Raw genomic sequence first — 19,626 nt, forward strand, 5'->3', positions numbered from 1 at the left:
GTCAACTAACTCTAACTATCACCTTCCCGAGGTTCTGGTTGTGTTCGAGAATATCGTGGGCTTGCTCAATTTCATCCCAATATAACTCCTTATATATTGGTATCTTCATTGTCTGATCCGGCAGGTCCGAGCCAAACTCATTCAGAAAATCTTTCACTAATTCCGTTTTATAGTCCAATGAGCGGTTTCTCAACGTACTTCCGTGCAAGTTAAACCTTTTCGCGAGTAACTTGGCAAAGTCTAGTTCTGTATATCTTCCGCCTAGCATAGCGAGCATCACACAGTGACAATCCATTGCTGCAACTCTTAGGTTCGCTCTGAGGTATTCACCACCGACTGGATCAAGAATGACATTTGCTTTCAAACCAAGCTTTTTCATTTCTTCAGCAAAATCACAGTCTAAATAATTAATAGTGTAATCCGCCCCCAGAGCCTTTGCGTACTTGGCCTTTTCCTTGCTACTTTGGGTCGTAATGACCGTTGCACCTAGCCTTTTTGCAATCCTTATGGCAGCACTGCCAACACCTGAAGCACCGCCATGGCATAGTAAAACCCCATTAGAATTTAGCTGCCCAGTTCGCACAATCGCATCATAGGCCGTAAGATATACTTCTGCTAAGCCTGCCGCATAGCTCAATGACAAGCCTTCGGTTAACGGCATGAGTAATTCACTTTGTGCAATCACGTACTCAGCATAGCCGCCGCCAGAGGTTAAACAGAACACTTGATCACCAAGTAAATGTTCAAGCTCAGAAGACGCCACCTGAACTATCGTTCCAGACACTTCCAAACCCAATATCTCACTATCACCCTCAGGCGCAGGGTATCTCCCTTGTTTTTGCAAAATGTCAGCTCTATTAACCCCAAACGCATGCACTTTGATTAGCACTTGCTTTGCACTCAATGTTGGTGTTTCGGTGTACTGGATTTGAAGCTGAGAAGATGCGTGACTGATATAACGCATCTTCTTTGGGATCACTGAACTTTTTTCCATACTTCCTTCTCGACGAACTTACCATCTTCATACAGTTCATGATGCCATAAATTACCATCAATCTTGTAGCTGAATGACATCGTTCGACCAAGTAAGGAAGTAACATTTCCATATTCATAGGTTTCGATAAATCTATCTCCCTCTATTTTGTAACTCCCTCCACCAGCGTATTTAAACTTTCCTTCACTTTGCGTAATGTAGCTGTGGTGAGCCTCCGTAATTAACTTTATCGACGTCAAGCTAGGCGCTTGCGCTGATACAATGCCATCTGTGGTGGCATATTTTCCCTCAACAAATTCCCAAGTACCTAAAAGTGGGTTTGCCAAAGCAATTGGACTCAATAACAATAAACTAAGTGCGGTGACTTTCATCTTATTTCCCTTTAACGTTGTTTTATTCAGTTTTACACAATCACCCAACCAGGTCAGTTGAGATAATCTCAACATCAAGAATGAAATAATGCGTTCTCAGGTCTATTTACAAAGTAACCATTGTAGAGAAAATAATGAAATTATTAATGTTTATACTGTTGTTTGGCTTAATTGCATCCACTCAGGCAACCGAAATTGAAATCGAATATAAGAGCTGGATCAGTGGCAGTGATAGACAACATGTGGAAACTTGGCTAAAACACGGTGTTAAAGCAACAGAGCGTTCCTTGGGAATATTACAACAAGATACACTTCCATTTATCATTGAACCGAGCTTATTCGCATCTGAGCCTGTGCCATGGGCCACGGTTCAACGTGGCAAACCCGACGCTGTTCTACTCCAAATCAAACGATTTACCTCAAGCCGAGTGTTGATTAAAGATTGGACCTTGTACCATGAAATTGCTCACCTTTATCACCCGTTGCTTGACCACTCAGATTTCTGGCTTGCAGAGGGGCTTGCTACCTATTTACAAAATGTCATTATGCTAGAGAACGATATTTTTAATGTTGCAGAGTTTCGTACAAGATTAATCTCAGGGCTCAGCCGAGGCGCAAAAAATACGCGAATGAATAAAGGAGCACTTAAAACAGTGAGCGAACAAATGTGGTCATTAAACGCACAACAAAGAGTCTATTGGAGTGGGGTTGCATTCTTTATAGATGCAGAAATTGCACTGCAGGATACGGGCAATAAGAACACAATCAGAGCGCTTATCTCCTCATTTCAGCAGTGTTGTAAAGGCAGTGTAATATCGGGAGACCGTAACAGTGGACGTTTATTTATTGCGAGTCTAGATAAACTATCCAAAACCACCATATTTTCCAATCTATATGCCAACTATAAACAGCGGAAGGACTTCCCTGACCTAAGTAAGGCTCAAATCTACAGTCTGCAGCCATTAAGATAAGGTGTTGTATAAAATCCTTTCATTATCACGCCTATCCGCTATAAATATTAACAAGGCGTAGAATCCTAAGCTTGTTTGGTTTGCTGCTTTTCTGACTCAATAGCGGTTGTCATCGCACCAAGTAACTCAGTTAGCTGCACTTCAACACACTCTAGTTGTTTATTCTTCAGCTTAACATCCAACTCGTTTGCAATTTTATGAATATCAATACAATCAAACATCGCAGCAGTACCTTTAATCGCATGAACTGTTCTTGCTAACGCATCGTAGTCCTGATACTTAGCTTGATTCTTTATCTGAATGATTTGCTCATGCAGCCCAGAAATATACTGTTGTTTTAACTGATAAAATTCGGCTTCAGGAAGATCAACTTCCTCGTCGACTTGGATATCCAAATAATAGGCTACCTTTTGACTGAACACGACTCTATCAATAGGTTTTGCAAGATGATCACTAAATCCAAGTTTTAAGTAACGCTCAATTTCATGCTGCATGGTGTTGGCAGTTAATGCAATCACAGGCGTGCTACACCCTGTTGCCTGAATAAAGCTAAACGCCTGCTCACCATCCATTACAGGCATTTGGATATCCATTAATATCAAATCGAAATCACCATCTAGTACCGCCTGTACCGCTAGCTGACCATTTTCAACCGCCGTCACAGATAAACCCATACGCTCTAAAATACGCTTAATAAGCTTACTATTGTCTGTGTTATCTTCAGCTAATAACACCTCACCTTTAAGCTCTTGATTTATTTCATCAGGTATTGTGCCTTGTTCACGAACATCACCAATTTGAGCGAGACTTTGCACCCACTTTGTTTTCTCGGTGGTATATAGGCCAACAGTAAGAGTAAAGGCAGTACCTGAGCCTACCTCACTTTCTACCGAAATATCACCATCTAACTTTCTCGCTAAGCTTTTGGAGATATTTAGTCCAAGCCCTGTCCCACCATATTTCCTTGATGTGGAAGAGTCAGCTTGATAAAACGCGCTAAATAATTCTTTTTGCTCGTCCGCTGTCATTCCTATCCCGGTATCTCGCACTGTAATCATGAGACGCTCGTTTTGACACGCCACATCAATCGAGATTTTACCAACCGTCGTGAACTTCATTGCGTTAGATGTGAGATTTAGTAATATCTGTCGCAAACGAGTGGGATCAATAACCACAAAATCAGGCAGCGGAAAATGATAATTCAGCGCAAACTCCAGTCCTTTATCTCTAATTTGCTTACCCAATAATGAATCGACATGCGCAATCGCTTGAAAAAGGTTTGACTCCACCAACTCAACTTCTAGTTTATTGGCCTCAATTTTAGACATATCCAGAATATCATTAATTAGCCCAAGTACATGACGCGAGTTTTGCAAAATAACGGAGATAGCGTGATTACGCTCATGTGGCTTAATATCTCCGAGCATAATGCCATCGGCATAGCCAATAATTGACGTCATTGGTGTTCTTATTTCATGACTCATGTTTGCCAAAAATCGACTTTTTGCCTCACTAGCATCTCTAAGTTCTGAGGCCACCTGCTCTAACTCATAGGTCCGCTTTAACACCTTTGCTTCAAGGTTTTTATTGAGTTCTATATTTTCTTCACTGGTAATTCTAAACTTGTCCGCAACTGCGAAGGCCAGCAGTAATGCATCAAGCGCAGTACCTATTAGACCGTAAAGATATAAGTTACTCGACGATTCAGGCAGCAAACTTAAGTTCGTTAAATTACCCACCATATTGGGGATCGCCATTGCAATATATGCCATTACAAAATAGCGAGCGGGCTTAAATCCTTCAGTCCAACGCGTAATACCAACAAATAGTCCGAAGCAAAGCGCTAACCCCGTTACTAAAGTCGCCCAAATAAAACCAAAGCCAGGGAAAAGAATACAAAACGGTAGTCCAAGCGCAGCTATCACACCAAGCCAAATAGAAATCGACACATAGTTTGGATGAACGTCCTTGAGTTTTAGAAGATGGATATAAAATAACGCGTTAGTTAATGGCGCAAGCGCAAAACCTAACCAATGTAAGTTTGCAGAGTAAAACCCAAATAACTCGTCGGGAATATGAAAAAAATGGCTCCACGCAAATACCCACACACAAGTGAATAATGCGTAATAAAAATGAGTGATATCTTTAGAGCCGATGTAGATTAATAAGTTATACAGCCCCAAAACAATGCCGACACCAAAACAAAGCGTCATAATAAGATTTTCATAGACCACTTCCTGCTGAAAGTCTCTAAGAGGCTCAATGGTCAACTTTACCGGGGTGTAAAAGAAATCACTCTCGAAGAGAGTAACGATATAATAATCTTGACTAGGCTCTAACGTGACTTGATTGCCATAATGAAATGCAAATTCATTTTCGACCTTACCCCCAGAGAAAACTCGCAAGACTGTTTCCGGTGTATATATCCTCGACTCAACTTTGCTTAATACCGTATTGTATGGATAAAGCACAAATTCATTTAAGGGTGTTTCATTTCTGACTTTAGTAACCAAGAAATAACGACCAGAAAACAGCGCTCTGTTTTTTAGTGGTTCATGAATAGATTCCCACGCACTCAATTCAGCCCAGTTTTGAGGAAATCTTGTGCTAGAATTTGCCTCATAAGCCTTTCCAACATGGTGTAAATTTTGATATTGCCAAGGCTGCGTCAATTTCAACACAGCCTGATCTGCATAGGCAAAACTAGAAACCAGAATTATGCTGAAAATGATCAGGAGTAAACGCATTCTAGCCTGTTACCTCAGTAAAGTTACCTGTGATTCGGTATTGTATCTGCAAGTTTTCAACCCCCAAGTCAGGTGACTTATACGTATAGTGATTAAGCAAAATCAAAATCGATATGTTACATCCATGCCTACTCTTCTTCCCTCACCTTTAAAGTCTTCTAACATTCCCAAAAAACTACTCAGGTCAAATTTAAGGTGGCTATACTCTTTATCTAGAAGATTTTTACCCCAAATACCTAACTGCCAGTCTCTATACTCCAGCTGTAGATTAGCATTCCAAAGCATATAACTGGGTTGCTTAGCATACGGAGATTCGTTTTGGTCAAAGTAATATTCGCTTTGATAATCAAATGCTATTCTACTTTTTATACTAACTTCATCCCAATTAAATGCATAATTTATTTGCCCAGAGATATTCCATTCGGATGTAAACGGTAAACGATTGTCGGTCAATACAACGCCAACTGGATCGATAAACTCCTCAAAGTTAGCTTCAGGTATATACCCTACATCTAAGCCTATCTGAGTTTGCTCCGATAGATACCAAGTATTTTCTATCTCAGCACCATAGATTTTGGACTTACCTACGTTTTCAAGTAACTGATAAGGCGGCGCTCCAGGTACTTCTGAAGCCTGATTCATAAATACCTGTTGATCTTTATAATCATAGTAAAAAGCAGCCAAGTTTGTACGAAGTTTAAGGTCATTAAATAACAGCTTAGCGCCTACTTCATGAGCGATTAGTTCTTCAGGGCCATAACTTGCCTGTATCGCGGCATCCTTCGAAATAAGGAAGCCACCGTTATAGCCGCCGCTTTTTACACCATTAGATAAACTATAATAAACACTTTTATCCGATTTAACTTTATGGATAACCGACAATTTTCCAGACAAATTACTATCGGACTCTTTTCCCTCAATGTCGTAGGCAGGAACTAAAATGCCAGCGAGATTACCTCCAAAAGGCACGTTTAAATAGGAAAAAGAGTCATACTTCACATCTTCATCGCTATATCTTACTCCTACGAGTACATCTGTATGCTCACTAACTTCATATTCATATTGACCAAATAAGGCCATTGATTTTACTTTAATATCATTATCATAGAAAAAGGTCGCCGCACTTGCACCATTAGGGGTTCCCCTAAAATCACGTAATAAGTCATTAAAATTATCTTGATAAATACGCTCTTCTAGTTGAAATAAACCTACCGTTAGAAAGCCGGTCTCCATACTTTGCTCAAACCTAAGCTCATTCACCAGCTTTTCATTTTTAAGTCCTAACTCGCCTTCACACAATGAAAATGGACTTCCATCACAATTAAATCCATGTATCCTATCTAAGCGATTGAAAGCCCCGAGATAAATAAGTTGAGACCGGTCATCCAGTGCATACGCGACCTCTGTTGTAACGCCTTTGCTTATACTGTGATGTTGTTGATAATTATTGACCCGTACAGCCCAAAAATCGTCACTGCCAATATTAAAGCCAAGCGCATCAACGCAGTTGCTAGTGCCCGCTTGGGCTGGAGAACATAATGAACCATCCAAAGGGTTTGAGAATAATCCGATATTCCCGACTGGCTGAACCAGTCCATTCCAATGACCATAATCTAATTTCACAAAAACACTGAACTTATCAAACTCGCCAAAATAACTTAGTCGAACATCATTTTGTTCCATATACGCCTCAGGAGCGTCAGGCTGTAAGTTATACGTTGTGTACTCATAGTTATTGTGGCTAGCTGCAAGTCGCACCGCGCTATTTTGATCTAGGCTATAATTGAGCGTCGCACGAGCTCTTGATAAAGAGTCAGAACCGACCCCTACACTGACAGAAGTAAAATCACCATCTGTTGGGCGCGCCGTGCGCACTAAAATTGCCCCCCCAGTGGTATTTCTACCAAAAAGTGTACCCTGTGGACCTTTCAACACTTCAACTTGTTCAACATCAAACAAGTTAATGATTTGATTATTCGCAGACCCAACAGATATACCATCTAAATACACCCCAACCGGAGAAGTGTTAGCCGTGTTATAATCGACAAGTCCGACACCTCGAATGCTGACCGCAGGGGGCGTACCCTCAGCTGCATTTTGACTGATTTTTACATTCGCAACTAAACTACCTAGTTCGGTCGTATCTTTCAGCGCCGCGTCAGTGATGACTTGTCCGGATATGGGTTTAATAGCGATAGCAACATCATTGATAGATTGCTTTCTTTTTTGAGCGTAGACCTCAATGACTTCGATTTCTTCTTCGACTTGTGCTGATGCTTCCATCGAGACTGCTAAGAGTAATGTTAGTGTTATCGTATTTAACAGCACATTTGGATGTGGCATAGTTTGAATCCCGAGCTATATCATGCAATTGCACTATCAGTATAGCTGAATTAAAAAGACCCCCAAACAAATGAACCCGATTACCTTTTTAAGGTTCAAGTTATCGTTCATAATACATACAAATTATACCAAGGTGGAATTTGAGCCCTGCAAATTGCAGGGCGTAGAATATAGGTTAAGCTAATACAGTTGTACAACTAACGGTTCAAAAATCAAGCGTTCGTTTAGCGCCTAAAGAGTAATAACTCGGTTATTTAAACGGCTCAAACCCTGATTCTCCACTAATGCTTTGAGGATATCCGGTGATGGCTCTACTCGTTTGCATGCCAGCCATCACTGCAGCTTCAACACAACCTGCATTGACACCGGTTTTAATCCAATCTCCAGTAATGTAGAGGTTATTGAATATGCAGCCGTCCGTAGGCAGTCGAAATTGACTGCTATCAACAACACTTAACACATAACGCTCACTGGGGTCGACATTCACCCTCCAATACTGAGTGTTGAACCTAACTTCACCTTCGTTATTATCAACATCAAACAATACGTTCCAGTCGAAGTCGTTACCATGATAAGCCTCTGGCCACAGTGGCTGCATCTGTAATCTAAGTTTTTGCAATGCGTTTTCTTTTACCTGAGCTTTCATGCGCTCAGGAAACTCATGATCGCTCGGAGGTGGATAATCTGCGCAGGTAAAAGCACTACAAAAATAGGCAATGTTATTTGGCTGTGTATTTGGCCAATCTTCAACCTCAATTAAATTAGACATCGCGGCCCAAGTGTCAAAAGGTTGAGAAAATGCGCTTAATATTGGTGGCTCATTACTACCAGAAGGATCGTGAAAACCCAGTTCACTGTCAGTTTTAGTAAGCCACAACTGTAATGCTTGAGTCGCAACAGTTTTGACCTTTTCAGCTTGCAACTTTAAGCCGTTATCTTTAGCCAATAATTGCTGACAAAGTGGCTCAAGACTTGCCACTGAGATCCCAAAAATCACTAAATCGAAATCAGTACCTTTATTTAGTGTTTTTCTCGGTAACCTCTGTCCAAATGCTTGTTGGTAAACCGCCTCCCAATTAGACCAGTAAGACTCTAGGTTAATCTCATGTTCTTTAAGTAGTGCCACTTGCTGCGGGTCAATTTGTTGCCACAGTGGCGAGCTTGGCCAACATGGCAAGTCTTTGACTAATTCCAGAGGCTCGTAACTTTGCGTCTCTTTTAGTTTAACCTGTTGAATTAATTGAATGCTATCAACATAATGACCATCATCATCCTGTGTACAGTGTAACGATTCAACCTGATGAAAAAACGCAAACTGAACGCCTCGATGTTTGAGCAGCTCATAAATAGGAGAGAAAATAATATCTCCCATTCCCGCTTGCATTTTCCACATCACACCACCGCGATAACACAGCATAATCCTAAGCATGGCCAAAGCCGCAACTCCAGCTTCAACATTCGGCTTTTTAAAATCACCGTTCTCATAGCCAAAAACGAGATCATAAAAGCCGCGGACTGGTGCAGACTCCACAGACAGCAATTCATTTGCGCCATTGCGCTTGAGCCACTGTTTAAAATCGTATTGATCAAGATAACCAAACCCTCGTGAATAGACTTTGTCTCGGAGCATGCCAATGGTCATCGCAACACCTAAATCTATGCATATATATAGACGTCTAATGACAGGGTTGTCATCAATTAAGTCATTTACTTCAGACTGCAACCAGCGCCTAATTTTTCGAACCATATACCAAACAACTAAGTGATCTTTCTTATTTTCTAAACGATGATCAGCTTCACGTACCGTTAGAAAATTACTAAGTTGCGTTATTAACAGCTTTGGTGTGGATACGACCTCTTGGGCTTGGTTTTCTGCGTCATCAAATAGAGCTCTAGCTTTTTCTTCTACACTATCAAAAAAACTTTTAACTTCCTGTCCCAAGTGAGCAAGCAGCGTTTTGTCTCTTTCTTTTTTTGTTTTGAGTTGTGTGGATTTGTGGGTTTTCTCAACTTCGCATTCCAAATCATCAACCCACTTGTGCAGCCAAGCCGCAAGTAATTTTAAAATCTGCCAAAAATGTAAATCGAGTGTGCCATCTGCTGGATTACCTGGGATCTCAGGGAAATCTACTGACCAAGTTTGCCATTGCTGATCAATATATTCTTGCAACACCACCAAACTATGTGGTTTTAGCGCTTGTTGCCAAGTGTGAATGGGGATATCACTTGAGCGCTCAAGCTTATTATAAACGGTCTCAATTGCCCTAAAAGAATTGACATAGGCACCAAACCAAACGTGAAGACCGTGCTCCTCTATACGTTCGCCGTATTCAGCATTACGACCACTCGCCCCTTTGCCCCCCAAGCGCCAACCTTGCTGATAAACGGTAATATCATAGCGCTCTTGCCAATCGTCTTGTTCAGTCATGTATACCGCAGCAGTCATTGCCGAAACACCGCCGCCAAGTATTGCTACTTTTTGTTTACTCATAAACCTTCCTTTTTCTAACCTGTTGACGAGCAACATCTAAAGCCACATAGGAAGACAACTAAACATGCAAATATCGCTTTAGTAAAAAATCGTGTTTTTTATGCCACAAATACACTAACGATGGAGATTAGTCATACTCTGAGCACTGGAAACAATTTCTTCCACTCCTGCCTGATCGAAGTCCATTTTCACAAAGTAAGGTAGTTTGACCTCGCTTTTGCCTAATGGAATGCCAAACATTTTATCGAGTGGAAACGCATCCATTCGTTGTAGATTCAAGCTTAAATCATCTTTGATAAAACCAATTTTGTGGATTTTCTTCACCTCTGAAGGGGAATGCACCACTGCCGAATATACAGACTTCTCGGCATGGCCATCTGGGAACTGCTTAAATAATATTTGATCCATTTGCGGGTGGGTAAACCCCGATAAGAACTGCTTAAGAAATTGGCTATCGACGTTTAAATCAGACACTGAATCTTTGAAAAGCTCAGCAATTTCTTCACCCACTTCCAACACTTCTTTTAACCACGACTCCCCGTCATCCTCAGGTTCAATGGATAACAATTCATGCCATGCCATTTTGACGTTGGGATCAAATTCCTTAAAGGTCTCCAGAGAGAGGGAAAAGTTCAGTGGGTCGCCAAAGTTACCAGGCATTTCGTAGCGACATAAATATTTGTTGTAGCCCCATATTTCTCGACCATTTATCAGCGCGTTAATGTTATTGACCGAGATAAATGCTGGATACCAATATAGATGTTCTGCCTTTAACGTTTCGAGATTGACTTGCAGAATTGGCAACCAGATGATGACATCGGTTTCTTGCATATATCCATAGTTACTAAATGGCGGCACTTTTGACGCGATATTTTCAATATCTGTAAATGTCAATAAGCACCAATCGGTTAGGGCCCTGAATACAAATTCACTACTAGAAACCGAATTAAGCGTTTTATCAACATAGGTTTGGATTGTTGATTTTTTTCCTTTGACAAAAAAACCGTACATTTGTGCATTTAGCATTCTGCATGGAGGTTTGGCGATCGGATTACTATAAAAATGTTGATAATCAGGCAACTCTGGATACATCTTTCACTCCTTAAAGTATGATAAGTTAGTGTTTAGTGTAGTTCGCTCAAGCCGCTTTTGCGTATGTTGTTATGAAAACTCCGCTTCTTGTTGCACAACCTCAAAATAGTTACGCGCTTCTCGCTGGCAAAAATACTGATAATGCGAGTATGCGTACTCGTCATAGTTACCCGAAAGCTTGTTCATAAAACCGTGTAAATACCGCGTTCGGATACAATTCAACCCTTTTTTATCTTTTAACTGCTCAATGACGGGCTCAACGTCAAAATGAGATTCAACTTGAGCAAAGAAGATAGACACATCGCAGCTGGGCTTAATATTTAGATGGTTACGTATTTGGCTGGGATAAAATGCAATAAGTTGCTCGACAGAGTGAGATGCACCTTGTTCAGACAATGCAACCCACGCAGCAGCCCCGCCTGCACTAAAGCCAATAATAAGTTTTGGTTTGTATTCAGAAATCGCTGCTGATATTTTATCAGCATATAAACGATGACCACACTGAGCCAAAAACAGCTCATAACAATCCGACTCTGAGACACTATTTGGTTCTTCTATAAATGGTGAAAGCACCTGCACGTCACTTCCAAGCGATTTAGCAAAACGATCAATATGATCCGTATGACCGAAAATATCGGTAACGATTAATATAGCCATAGGTTTTCCTTATTAATAATTTATCGTTATTGGCTTTTATGACTTTCCTTGCCATGTGGCCTTATCTACTTATATTTGGATTAACGCACTGCAATCAAACTCTATATTCAATCGCTTAACTGAGCTTTGCTAGCATGCTTTTACCCAAAACTAAAACTTCTTTTAAAGCTAGCATACCGCCAACCTCTGTAAACATTAAATACAAATTAAATAAACATTAATTTAATCATCAACATCGCAAACAATGCTAAGCTTATTGTAAGTTCAGCAAGAGTGACCCAATTTGATCAAAATCATCTTACTCCTCTTCATTGCCTTTCAATCCAGTTTTGTATTTGCAAAACAAATAACTTGGATTGCGATAGATTTCGCGCCTTATTATATCCTTGCTGACGATTTGGAAGGGCAAGGACGAGACGAGTTATTGATAAAACTCATTCAACAACAGATGCCCGATTACACTTTTAATTATAAAGTATTCCCCGCATCTAGGGCCATACATGAGCTCTCTAATTTCAACAACCAATATTGTATGATCTCCCTCTATAAAACAGTCGAGCGGCAAAGACATATCGCTTTTAGTGAGGAGTATTCCACTATCGGATTATCAACCTCTGCCGCACTAAGGAAAGATGTTGCACAGTCACTTGGCATTACCAACAGCGCAATTGATTTGGAAAAACTCGTAACTGAGCACGGACTAACTGTAGGTGTCGCGGCAAATCGATCGTTTGGCCATGAAATTGATGCGTTATTGGCGAGTTTGCCTTCCAAGCAAGTGCTCATAAGACCAGGAAGAGATACGTTAGAGAGTTTGACTATCATGCTACTTAAAAAAAGAGTCGATGTGATACTTGGATACCCAAGCGAACACCACTACCACAAATTGCATGTTGATAAGCAAGATGAATTGACACAAGTTAGATTGAGTATTGCCTCGCAGATAACAGCTGGATATGCGGGCTGTAATAACAATGCGATTGGTAAGGAACAGATAGCTGCAATTAGCGAAGCGTTAAAACAAGCCCATAAAAACGAACAGTTTAGACTGGCTATGTCTCGTTGGTTACCAGAGCAGTTTCAGCCACAGCTAGCTAGTATCTTTAAAAACTAACTTTCTAAAACTAATATTGCATTTGAAAAGTGGACTTCTCCTAGAGTGTAAAGCGCAGCACCACGTATGTAGTAACACGTGGTGCTAGCAGAGATTATTTACGAATACCTTCTAAGTGCAAACCAATGGTAACGTGTGTTGATGCAGGGCCTAGATCATAGTCGATGTCATAATCAGCAAGTTTTAACTGAGTTTCACCTTCAAAGCCAACTCGGTAGCCGCCCCATGGATCTTTACCTTCACCCACTTTTTTAACATCAAACTCGATATGCTTTGTTACCCCATTGAGTGTGAAGCTTCCTTTCACCTTCGCATTTGTATCATCGCTAAAAGTAATCGAGTTACTCTTAAAAGTCGCCTTTGGGTTTGCTTTTACGTTTAAAAAATCATTACCGCGCAAATGCTTATCACGCTCTGCATGGTTCGAATCAACAGAAGCAGTATCGATCACTACATTGATTTTTGACGCATTTGGGTTTTTTGCATCATAGCTGAAGTCGCCTTCGAAGCTATTAAATCGACCATGCAACCAGCTGTATCCTAAATGTTTAATTTTAAAGTTTACAAAGGCATGTGCACCTTTAGTATCAATTACATAATCCGCGGCATTTACTCCGGCCGATAAGGTCATAGCTGCCATGCTTAATGCAATGATTGTTTTTTTCATGTTTTAATCCTCAACTTTTGTAGCGTTTGGTACCTTGAGCATTCGAACTAAGGTACGATCTTTATTAATAAAGTGGTGTTTTAGCGCTCCCACAATGTGCAGCGCCACTAATCCAATGAGCCCCCAAGCAATATATAAATGCACAGTGCCTGCAATATCACTTTGTTCATCAAACAGCTCCCCAATACCTGGAACAGAAAACCAGTTGAACACCTCTATTGCTCTACCATCTGAGGTAGAAATTAAGTAACCTGTGACAAACAGCCCAAACAAACCTAAATACAAAACGACGTGAACGACATGTGCTATTGTGTTTTGCAATTTGTCCATGGGAGTGGCTTCGCTTTCGGGTTTCACGCTAGGGTTAGTAACCTTCCAAATCAGTCTAAGTACTATCAAAGCTGCTAGCAGTATTCCTATGCTTTTGTGAATATGTAAGCCATCACGGTAGAAAGGATCGTAATAACTGAGTTCAACCATGTACAACCCGAGACCAAACATGCCAAATACCGCAAGCGCGCTAACCCAGTGAAAGATGATGGCTAACAAACCATAGTGTTGCGATGTATTTTTAAACATAATATTCAGCTAATAAAACTCATTCTCAATAAGAGTAAGCTTATATGCTAAAAGTTCAGAGAGAAAGCCATAAATTTAGCGTTAGATTGTGCATATATGCACACAAAAAAGGCGCTTCATAATACAAACGCCTTGAGTCGGGGGAGTGTAAACTAATTTTTATAGAAGTAGCTGTCCTTCGTGATGCTAATATTGGCATCTTGTTGCGACTCTATAGTGAATTGGATTGGAGTGCGCTTACCTTTAAGCTCATAGCCATCAGCGGTCACTGTTACTGGGATTAACGCCATGTCGCCGCCAGCGATATGCGTTGTGATTGGAGCTGTAAGTTTCGCATCTGGCAGTCCCTTTAAGCTCACGGTGTAAGTTAAATCGTGCTGTGTTTTGTTTATTACACTTAAGGTGTATGGGTTCTCGACTAACCCCTCATAATTAACACGATAAAGCGCATTACGGTCGCGAATGACAGAAGCTTCTATTGGTGTTCGATTGAATGCCCAAATCACCATAGTGACTAGTATCAATACGGTAATAGCACCATAGCCTACTATTTTTAACCTAAACGGATTGGATTTTTTACCAGCTTGCTGATGCTCACTTTGATACTTAATCAAATCTGGCTGATAGCCGAATTTATTCATCGTTTCGTTACACGCATCGATACATAAACCACAGTTAATGCATTCGTATTGCAAGCCATTACGAATATCAATACCAGCTGGGCACACTTCAACACATAAATTACAGTCTACACAGTCGCCGAGCCCCAGCTGTTTTGGATCCTCTTTGCGTTTACGACGGCCCCTATTTTCACCTCGTTCGCTATCATAAGTGACGACTAACGTATCTTTGTCAAACATAACCGATTGGAAACGAGAATATGGACATGCCACAGTACACATTTTTTCTCGTAGAAAGCCCGCATTTCCATAGGTACAAAGTGCGAATAAGAATACCCAGAAGGAAGTAAGGCCAGTCCACTCAAGCGTAAACATGTCTAGATACAGCTCTTTTGCAGGTATAAAATAGGCCATAAATGAAGTGGCAGTAAACACCGAAATTATCAACCAAATAGCGTGTTTGGCCGTTTTCTTCGCGACTTTTTTGCTATCCCAGTTTGATTTGTCTAACTTTATTCTTTGGTTACGAGTCCCCTCCACTCGGTGCTCAACCCAAGTGAACATCAGCATCCAAATTGTTTGTGGGCAAGTATAACCACACCACACGCGACCCAGCCAAGTCGTGACAAAGAATAAAGCAAAGGCACCCACCATAAAAATCCAGGCTAAAATCATAAAGTCTTGAGGGAGAAAGGTGGCACCAAATATTCTAAATTGCTGCTTACCAAAATCAAGCAAGATGGCCTGCTGCTCGTTGTACGGGATCCAAGGAATGAGAACGAAAGTTAACATTAAAAACCAGCCAAGGTTTCTTCTTATTTTTTGGAAAAAACCTTTTTGCTCTCTGACGTAAATAGGCCCTTCTTGTTTATAGGGCTTAATGATCATGTCTTCTTCTTTGATATCAAACTTCATGTTATTTGCTACATTGGTAATACACGAGTTTGATATTGCAACTTTCAGACCAATCTGAAAGTTTATAACATTTTGATTTTTATCGTATTTATTTTTATTATATTTTAAACATCGCGAAATATCACGAGTAGGCGCGAAATATCACGAAAGCTTAGCAATTTTTAGTTTTTTCATTTTCGACCTTAGCGTACTTTCGGGTAGCCCTAACTTATCAGCCGCCCCGTTGCTGCCAGCGATCTTCCAGTTACTTATTTCTAGCACTCTTAATATGTGCTCAGCTTCCGCCTGCGCTAAAGTCAGTTCACCGTTTTCAGATTTATGCTGCTCAGTAACGTTAAGTGCTTGAGATAAATCAATTAAACGACCTTTAGATAATATCGCTTCGCGCTCCAACACGTTTTGGAGTTCTCGAATATTGCCTGGCCAATCATAACGCTGTAACGCATGAATAGCCTTTTTAGAGATCCCGCGTAGTTGCTTGCCCAGCTTTTTGTTGAGCTGCACGATGAGATTGTTGGCCAATACGGGTATATCCTCTATACGCTCCCTTAGTGCAGGCACTCGAATAGGAAAAACGTTTAAACGATAATATAAATCCATTCTAAACTCCCCACCCTCGACCATTTGCCATAAATCTCTGTTGGTCGCTGCGACTATACGTATATCTACTTGAATCGACTTACTTCCCCCTACACGCTCAAACTCTCGCTCTTGTAATACACGTAATAACTTGCTTTGCGCTTCTAGCGGTAACTCACCAATTTCATCTAAAAATATGGTCCCTTTATCCGCCAACTCAAAACGTCCTTTACGTCTTTCATTCGCTCCAGTAAATGCACCTTTTTCATGTCCAAACAATTCAGATTCAATCAAGGTTGGTGAAAAAGCAGCGCAATTTACTTTAACGAAAGGTTGCGATGAGCGCTCACTAAGACGATGCAGATTTCTAGCAACAAGCTCTTTACCGGTGCCGTTTTCTCCTAAAACCAATACCGTACTGTCAGTCTGACTAACCAGTTCTAGCTGCGCCAACATGGCCTGAAATATTGCGCTACTACCCACCAAACCCGAGTCTTGCCAATTTTCATTTAATGTTTCTAGCAGGTAGGCATTTTCATCTTTAAGTTGCTCAGTCAGTACTTGAACTTTATTCAGCGCCTCTCTTAGTGCATTTTCAGTTTTGTGCTGTTGCGACACATCGCGAAATATCGCGACTGCACCAATAATTTGCTGATCTTTAAAGATTGGGGTTGAGGTATATTCCACAGGAAAGCAACTTCCATCTTTACGCCAGAACACCTCATTGGTTACCTGTCGTGTTTTACCATCAAACATCGTTTTGTAGATGTTACATTCATCAGCAGGATAATCACTCCCATCTGCATGACTATGATGATGGTACTGATGTATTTTTTCCCCCAAAAGCTCATCACTTTGCCACCCAGTCATACGCTCTGCGGCCGGGTTTACAAAAACAGCGTTACCAGAAAGGTCAAAACCATAGATCCCCTCTCCAACCGCATTCAATAATAATTTAGGGTCCGCCAAAAAGTGTTTGATAATAGACATAGCAATCCTCGCGATATTTCGCGAGGATTATATAACCATAGTCTTTTACTGTCAGCCATGAGTTTTGCTTAATAACCTGAACCCGGGATAAGAAGTGAGTTAATCCACTAAAATATCCAAGTTCAAAAGTGTAATATCACTCTAGCCAGAAGTTATTTCTTAATACAAGGCAAATTTGTGCGTCAATAGCTGGCCTATTGCAAGCAAATTTAACGCAGTAGTAAGGAATAACAACTGCTAGAGAACAAGTTGTTATCCCGAGTTCAGGTTGAATAATCACCATCGTCACAACAAATATGCATTTTTCACTCATGAAAGTGTAAAATGAGAGAAAGCTTATAACTTGAGTAACTGCGTGGACAAATCAACTTATATTCCCAGCGCGTTTCTGGACGACATAAAAACCTACTTACCAGACCATCTTAACATCGAAGACTTTATAGATAAGTGCCAGTCTCCTTTACGCCGAGCAGTCAGAGTCAATACCCTAAAAATGTCCATCACGGAATTCTTAGCCTACTGCGAAAAAAGTGATTGGCAGGCAGAGCCAATCCCTTGGTGTGAGGAAGGGTTTTGGATATCAAGAAATGAGCAAGAAGAAGCTAATCTTGCTATCGGCAACACAGATATCCATTTAAGTGGCTGCATCTATGTCCAAGAAGCTAGTTCCATGTTGCCGCCCACGGCACTGAAATCGACTATCAGCGGTGATGATATTAATTTGGATATGGCGTCAGCACCGGGTTCGAAAACTTCGCAACTCGCGGCTTATATGGATGGACGTGGCGTACTAATCGCTAATGAGCTATCGTCATCTCGACTCAAAGCGCTTGCAGCAAATATGAAACGTATGGGCATACGAAATGTTGCGTTGTCTCACTTTGACGGCTGTATCTTTGGCGATTATATGCATGAATGTTTTGATAACATCTTGCTTGATGCGCCATGCTCTGGAGAAGGCACTGTTAGAAAGGACCCAAATGCCCTTAAAAACTGGTCAATTGAGTCTAATGTTGAAATTGCACAAGTGCAGAAGCAACTGATAGACAGCGCATTTCAAGCCTTAAAGCCAGGTGGCACCTTAGTGTATTCAACTTGCACATTAACACCGTTGGAAAATCAGCAAGTATGCCAACACCTCATTGATAATTATCCTCAAGCAGTAGCAGTCGAAAACCTGTCGACCTTATTTGAGGGTGCTGAAAAAGCAACAACGTCCGAAGGATACTTGCATGTGTGGCCTCAGCTATATGATAGCGAAGGGTTTTTCATTGCTCGATTTAAGAAGTTACACTCTGTTGCCGTTAAAAATCCAAAGCAGAAAAAAGGCGCTTTCCCTTTTGAGGAACTAGACAAGAAAACCACTCAACTATTGTTATCCGTACTAAAAAAACAGTTTGGTATTACCCAACTTGACGGTAAGTTGATGCAGCGCGATAAAGAGGTGTGGTTATTTCCTGACAACTTTGAAGCAATCCAAGATAAGATCAAATATTCTCGCATAGGGATTTTAATCGGTACTACCCATAAAAACGGGGTAAGATTAGAGCATGAGTTTGCCACTACTTTCGGTCACTTAGCGTCTAAAAACACTTTAGCACTAACAAAAGAGCAAGCAAAAGATTACTTTAATGGCAAAGATATACGCCTAGATGAAGTTACCAAACTAACGGGAGAGGTGATCCTCACTCTATGTGGCAGTGCCATCGGGTTAGGAAAATGGCAAAAGAATAAAGTTAAAAACAGTTTGCCTCGGGATTTAATTAAAGACGGCCTGTTGATAACTTGGGTATAACCTGAATATACCCTTTTGATATTTTTAAGACCAATTATGAATATAAAGAACAACTCTTTGTTTTATATAAACTTAATAAATCATTCATTTATTTGTAAAAAGAATGAAAGGTTAACTAAACTTAACAGTACTTTCTACTTCTCCCTACAGTCTTAGAAGGTGTTTTTAGTTAGCGCACGGCTCAATCTTGAGCCTTTCCCTAGGCCCAGAACTTAGCAGGTAAGTTTCTGGGCGTTTTTTTATCAGTTAACCAGAGGCTAGTTAGGTCAACATTTCGAGTTCTGTGATGATCTGCATCGCTGCTTCATTACTGTCACCGCACACATCTTCCATGGCCTTAAATTGCAAACACACTTGTGGGCGCTCTGGCTGGTTAAACAGTTTACACAGATTATTTTCATCTAGTTGAATACACCGCTCCCCCGCAGGTTTACCATTTGGCATACTGGGAATGGGTGTTGAAATACTTGGTGCTATACAACAAGCGCCACAACCAAGCCTACAATCCATTCTGTTTCTCGCAATTTTGACAATAAGTGGTGCATTTTATCGAAAAATCGACTACACGTAAAAGCATCAATCGCTTTTAAGAATGTAACGATAAATTTAGGTACGCAAAGCTTTGTTACATATTCAGTCTGGATTTAAACACCTCGACATAACTATTCGCGTATTCTTAAGCTTATCGATGATCTAGAGCC

At 40.7% G+C, this 19,626-nt stretch carries 15 protein-coding genes; 3 read left to right on the plus strand and 12 right to left on the minus strand.

From position 1 onward, the window contains the following. Position 1: 1 nt before the first annotated feature. Together DS891_RS04490 and DS891_RS04495 are read right to left on the minus strand one after the other, a co-directional pair. A complete protein-coding gene (locus DS891_RS04490) occupies positions 2-994 on the minus strand; it encodes an NAD(P)H-quinone oxidoreductase (protein WP_174168968.1) in 993 nt (330 codons plus the stop codon). Beyond that, on the minus strand, positions 976-1,365 hold the full coding sequence (locus tag DS891_RS04495) for a hypothetical protein (RefSeq protein ID WP_010604606.1): 390 nt from the start codon (positions 1,363-1,365) through the stop codon (positions 976-978). Before DS891_RS04495 ends, DS891_RS04490 begins: the two co-directional genes overlap by 19 nt. Positions 1,366-1,499: 134 nt before the next feature. Between DS891_RS04495 and DS891_RS04500 the strand changes: the two genes are divergently transcribed. Further along, positions 1,500-2,336 (plus strand): hypothetical protein, encoded by an 837-nt coding sequence (locus DS891_RS04500; RefSeq protein ID WP_174168969.1) that lies wholly within the window; start codon positions 1,500-1,502, stop codon positions 2,334-2,336. A 65-nt stretch (positions 2,337-2,401) separates the two neighbouring features. Here DS891_RS04500 and DS891_RS04505 read toward each other — a convergent pair whose 3' ends face one another. The 5 genes from DS891_RS04505 to DS891_RS04525 form a co-directional block, all read right to left on the minus strand. After that, positions 2,402-5,083 (minus strand): ATP-binding protein, encoded by a 2,682-nt coding sequence (locus tag DS891_RS04505; RefSeq protein ID WP_102056696.1) that lies wholly within the window; start codon positions 5,081-5,083, stop codon positions 2,402-2,404. A gap of 102 nt (positions 5,084-5,185) precedes the next feature. Continuing rightward, positions 5,186-7,426, minus strand: coding sequence for a TonB-dependent receptor (locus DS891_RS04510; protein WP_174168970.1), 2,241 nt, complete (start codon positions 7,424-7,426; stop codon positions 5,186-5,188). 250 nt (positions 7,427-7,676) lie between these two features. Then, positions 7,677-9,917, minus strand: coding sequence for an NAD(P)-binding protein (locus DS891_RS04515; protein WP_174168971.1), 2,241 nt, complete (start codon positions 9,915-9,917; stop codon positions 7,677-7,679). Positions 9,918-10,031: 114 nt separating this feature from the next. After that, positions 10,032-11,009, minus strand: a complete 978-nt coding sequence (locus DS891_RS04520; RefSeq protein WP_174168972.1) for an acetoacetate decarboxylase — start codon at positions 11,007-11,009, stop codon at positions 10,032-10,034. 69 nt (positions 11,010-11,078) lie between these two features. Continuing rightward, positions 11,079-11,666, minus strand: a complete 588-nt coding sequence (locus DS891_RS04525; protein ID WP_102056692.1) for a dienelactone hydrolase family protein — start codon at positions 11,664-11,666, stop codon at positions 11,079-11,081. A gap of 283 nt (positions 11,667-11,949) precedes the next feature. Here DS891_RS04525 and DS891_RS04530 point away from each other — a divergent pair, with 283 nt between their 5' ends. After that, positions 11,950-12,780, plus strand: coding sequence for a transporter substrate-binding domain-containing protein (locus DS891_RS04530; protein ID WP_174168973.1), 831 nt, complete (start codon positions 11,950-11,952; stop codon positions 12,778-12,780). 94 nt (positions 12,781-12,874) lie between these two features. Here the strand turns inward: DS891_RS04530 and DS891_RS04535 are convergent, their stop codons facing one another. The 4 genes from DS891_RS04535 to DS891_RS04550 all read right to left on the minus strand — a co-directional run bounded on the left by DS891_RS04535 (position 12,875) and on the right by DS891_RS04550 (position 17,130). Beyond that, positions 12,875-13,447 carry a YceI family protein gene (locus tag DS891_RS04535; RefSeq protein WP_174168974.1) on the minus strand — a complete coding sequence of 191 codons (573 nt, stop codon included), beginning with the start codon at positions 13,445-13,447 and terminating at the stop codon, positions 12,875-12,877. 3 nt (positions 13,448-13,450) lie between these two features. Next, positions 13,451-14,026: a cytochrome b gene (locus DS891_RS04540; protein WP_174168975.1), complete on the minus strand. Its 576-nt coding sequence runs from the start codon at positions 14,024-14,026 to the stop codon at positions 13,451-13,453. Positions 14,027-14,178: 152 nt separating this feature from the next. After that, positions 14,179-15,561: a cytochrome c oxidase accessory protein CcoG gene (gene ccoG / locus DS891_RS04545; protein WP_174168976.1), complete on the minus strand. Its 1,383-nt coding sequence runs from the start codon at positions 15,559-15,561 to the stop codon at positions 14,179-14,181. Positions 15,562-15,702: 141 nt separating this feature from the next. Next, positions 15,703-17,130 (minus strand): sigma-54-dependent Fis family transcriptional regulator, encoded by a 1,428-nt coding sequence (locus DS891_RS04550; protein ID WP_174168977.1) that lies wholly within the window; start codon positions 17,128-17,130, stop codon positions 15,703-15,705. A gap of 355 nt (positions 17,131-17,485) precedes the next feature. Between DS891_RS04550 and rsmF the strand changes: the two genes are divergently transcribed. After that, positions 17,486-18,925 carry a 16S rRNA (cytosine(1407)-C(5))-methyltransferase RsmF gene (gene rsmF, locus DS891_RS04555; RefSeq protein ID WP_174168978.1) on the plus strand — a complete coding sequence of 480 codons (1,440 nt, stop codon included), beginning with the start codon at positions 17,486-17,488 and terminating at the stop codon, positions 18,923-18,925. A 261-nt stretch (positions 18,926-19,186) separates the two neighbouring features. Here the strand turns inward: rsmF and DS891_RS04560 are convergent, their stop codons facing one another. After that, entirely contained in the window at positions 19,187-19,435 is a 249-nt protein-coding gene (locus DS891_RS04560) for a YkgJ family cysteine cluster protein (protein WP_174168979.1), read from the minus strand. Between the last annotated feature and the right edge of the window lie 191 nt (positions 19,436-19,626).

Origin of the sequence: Pseudoalteromonas sp. JC28, assembly GCF_013319255.1 — a bacterium.
Taxonomy (GTDB): domain Bacteria; phylum Pseudomonadota; class Gammaproteobacteria; order Enterobacterales; family Alteromonadaceae; genus Pseudoalteromonas.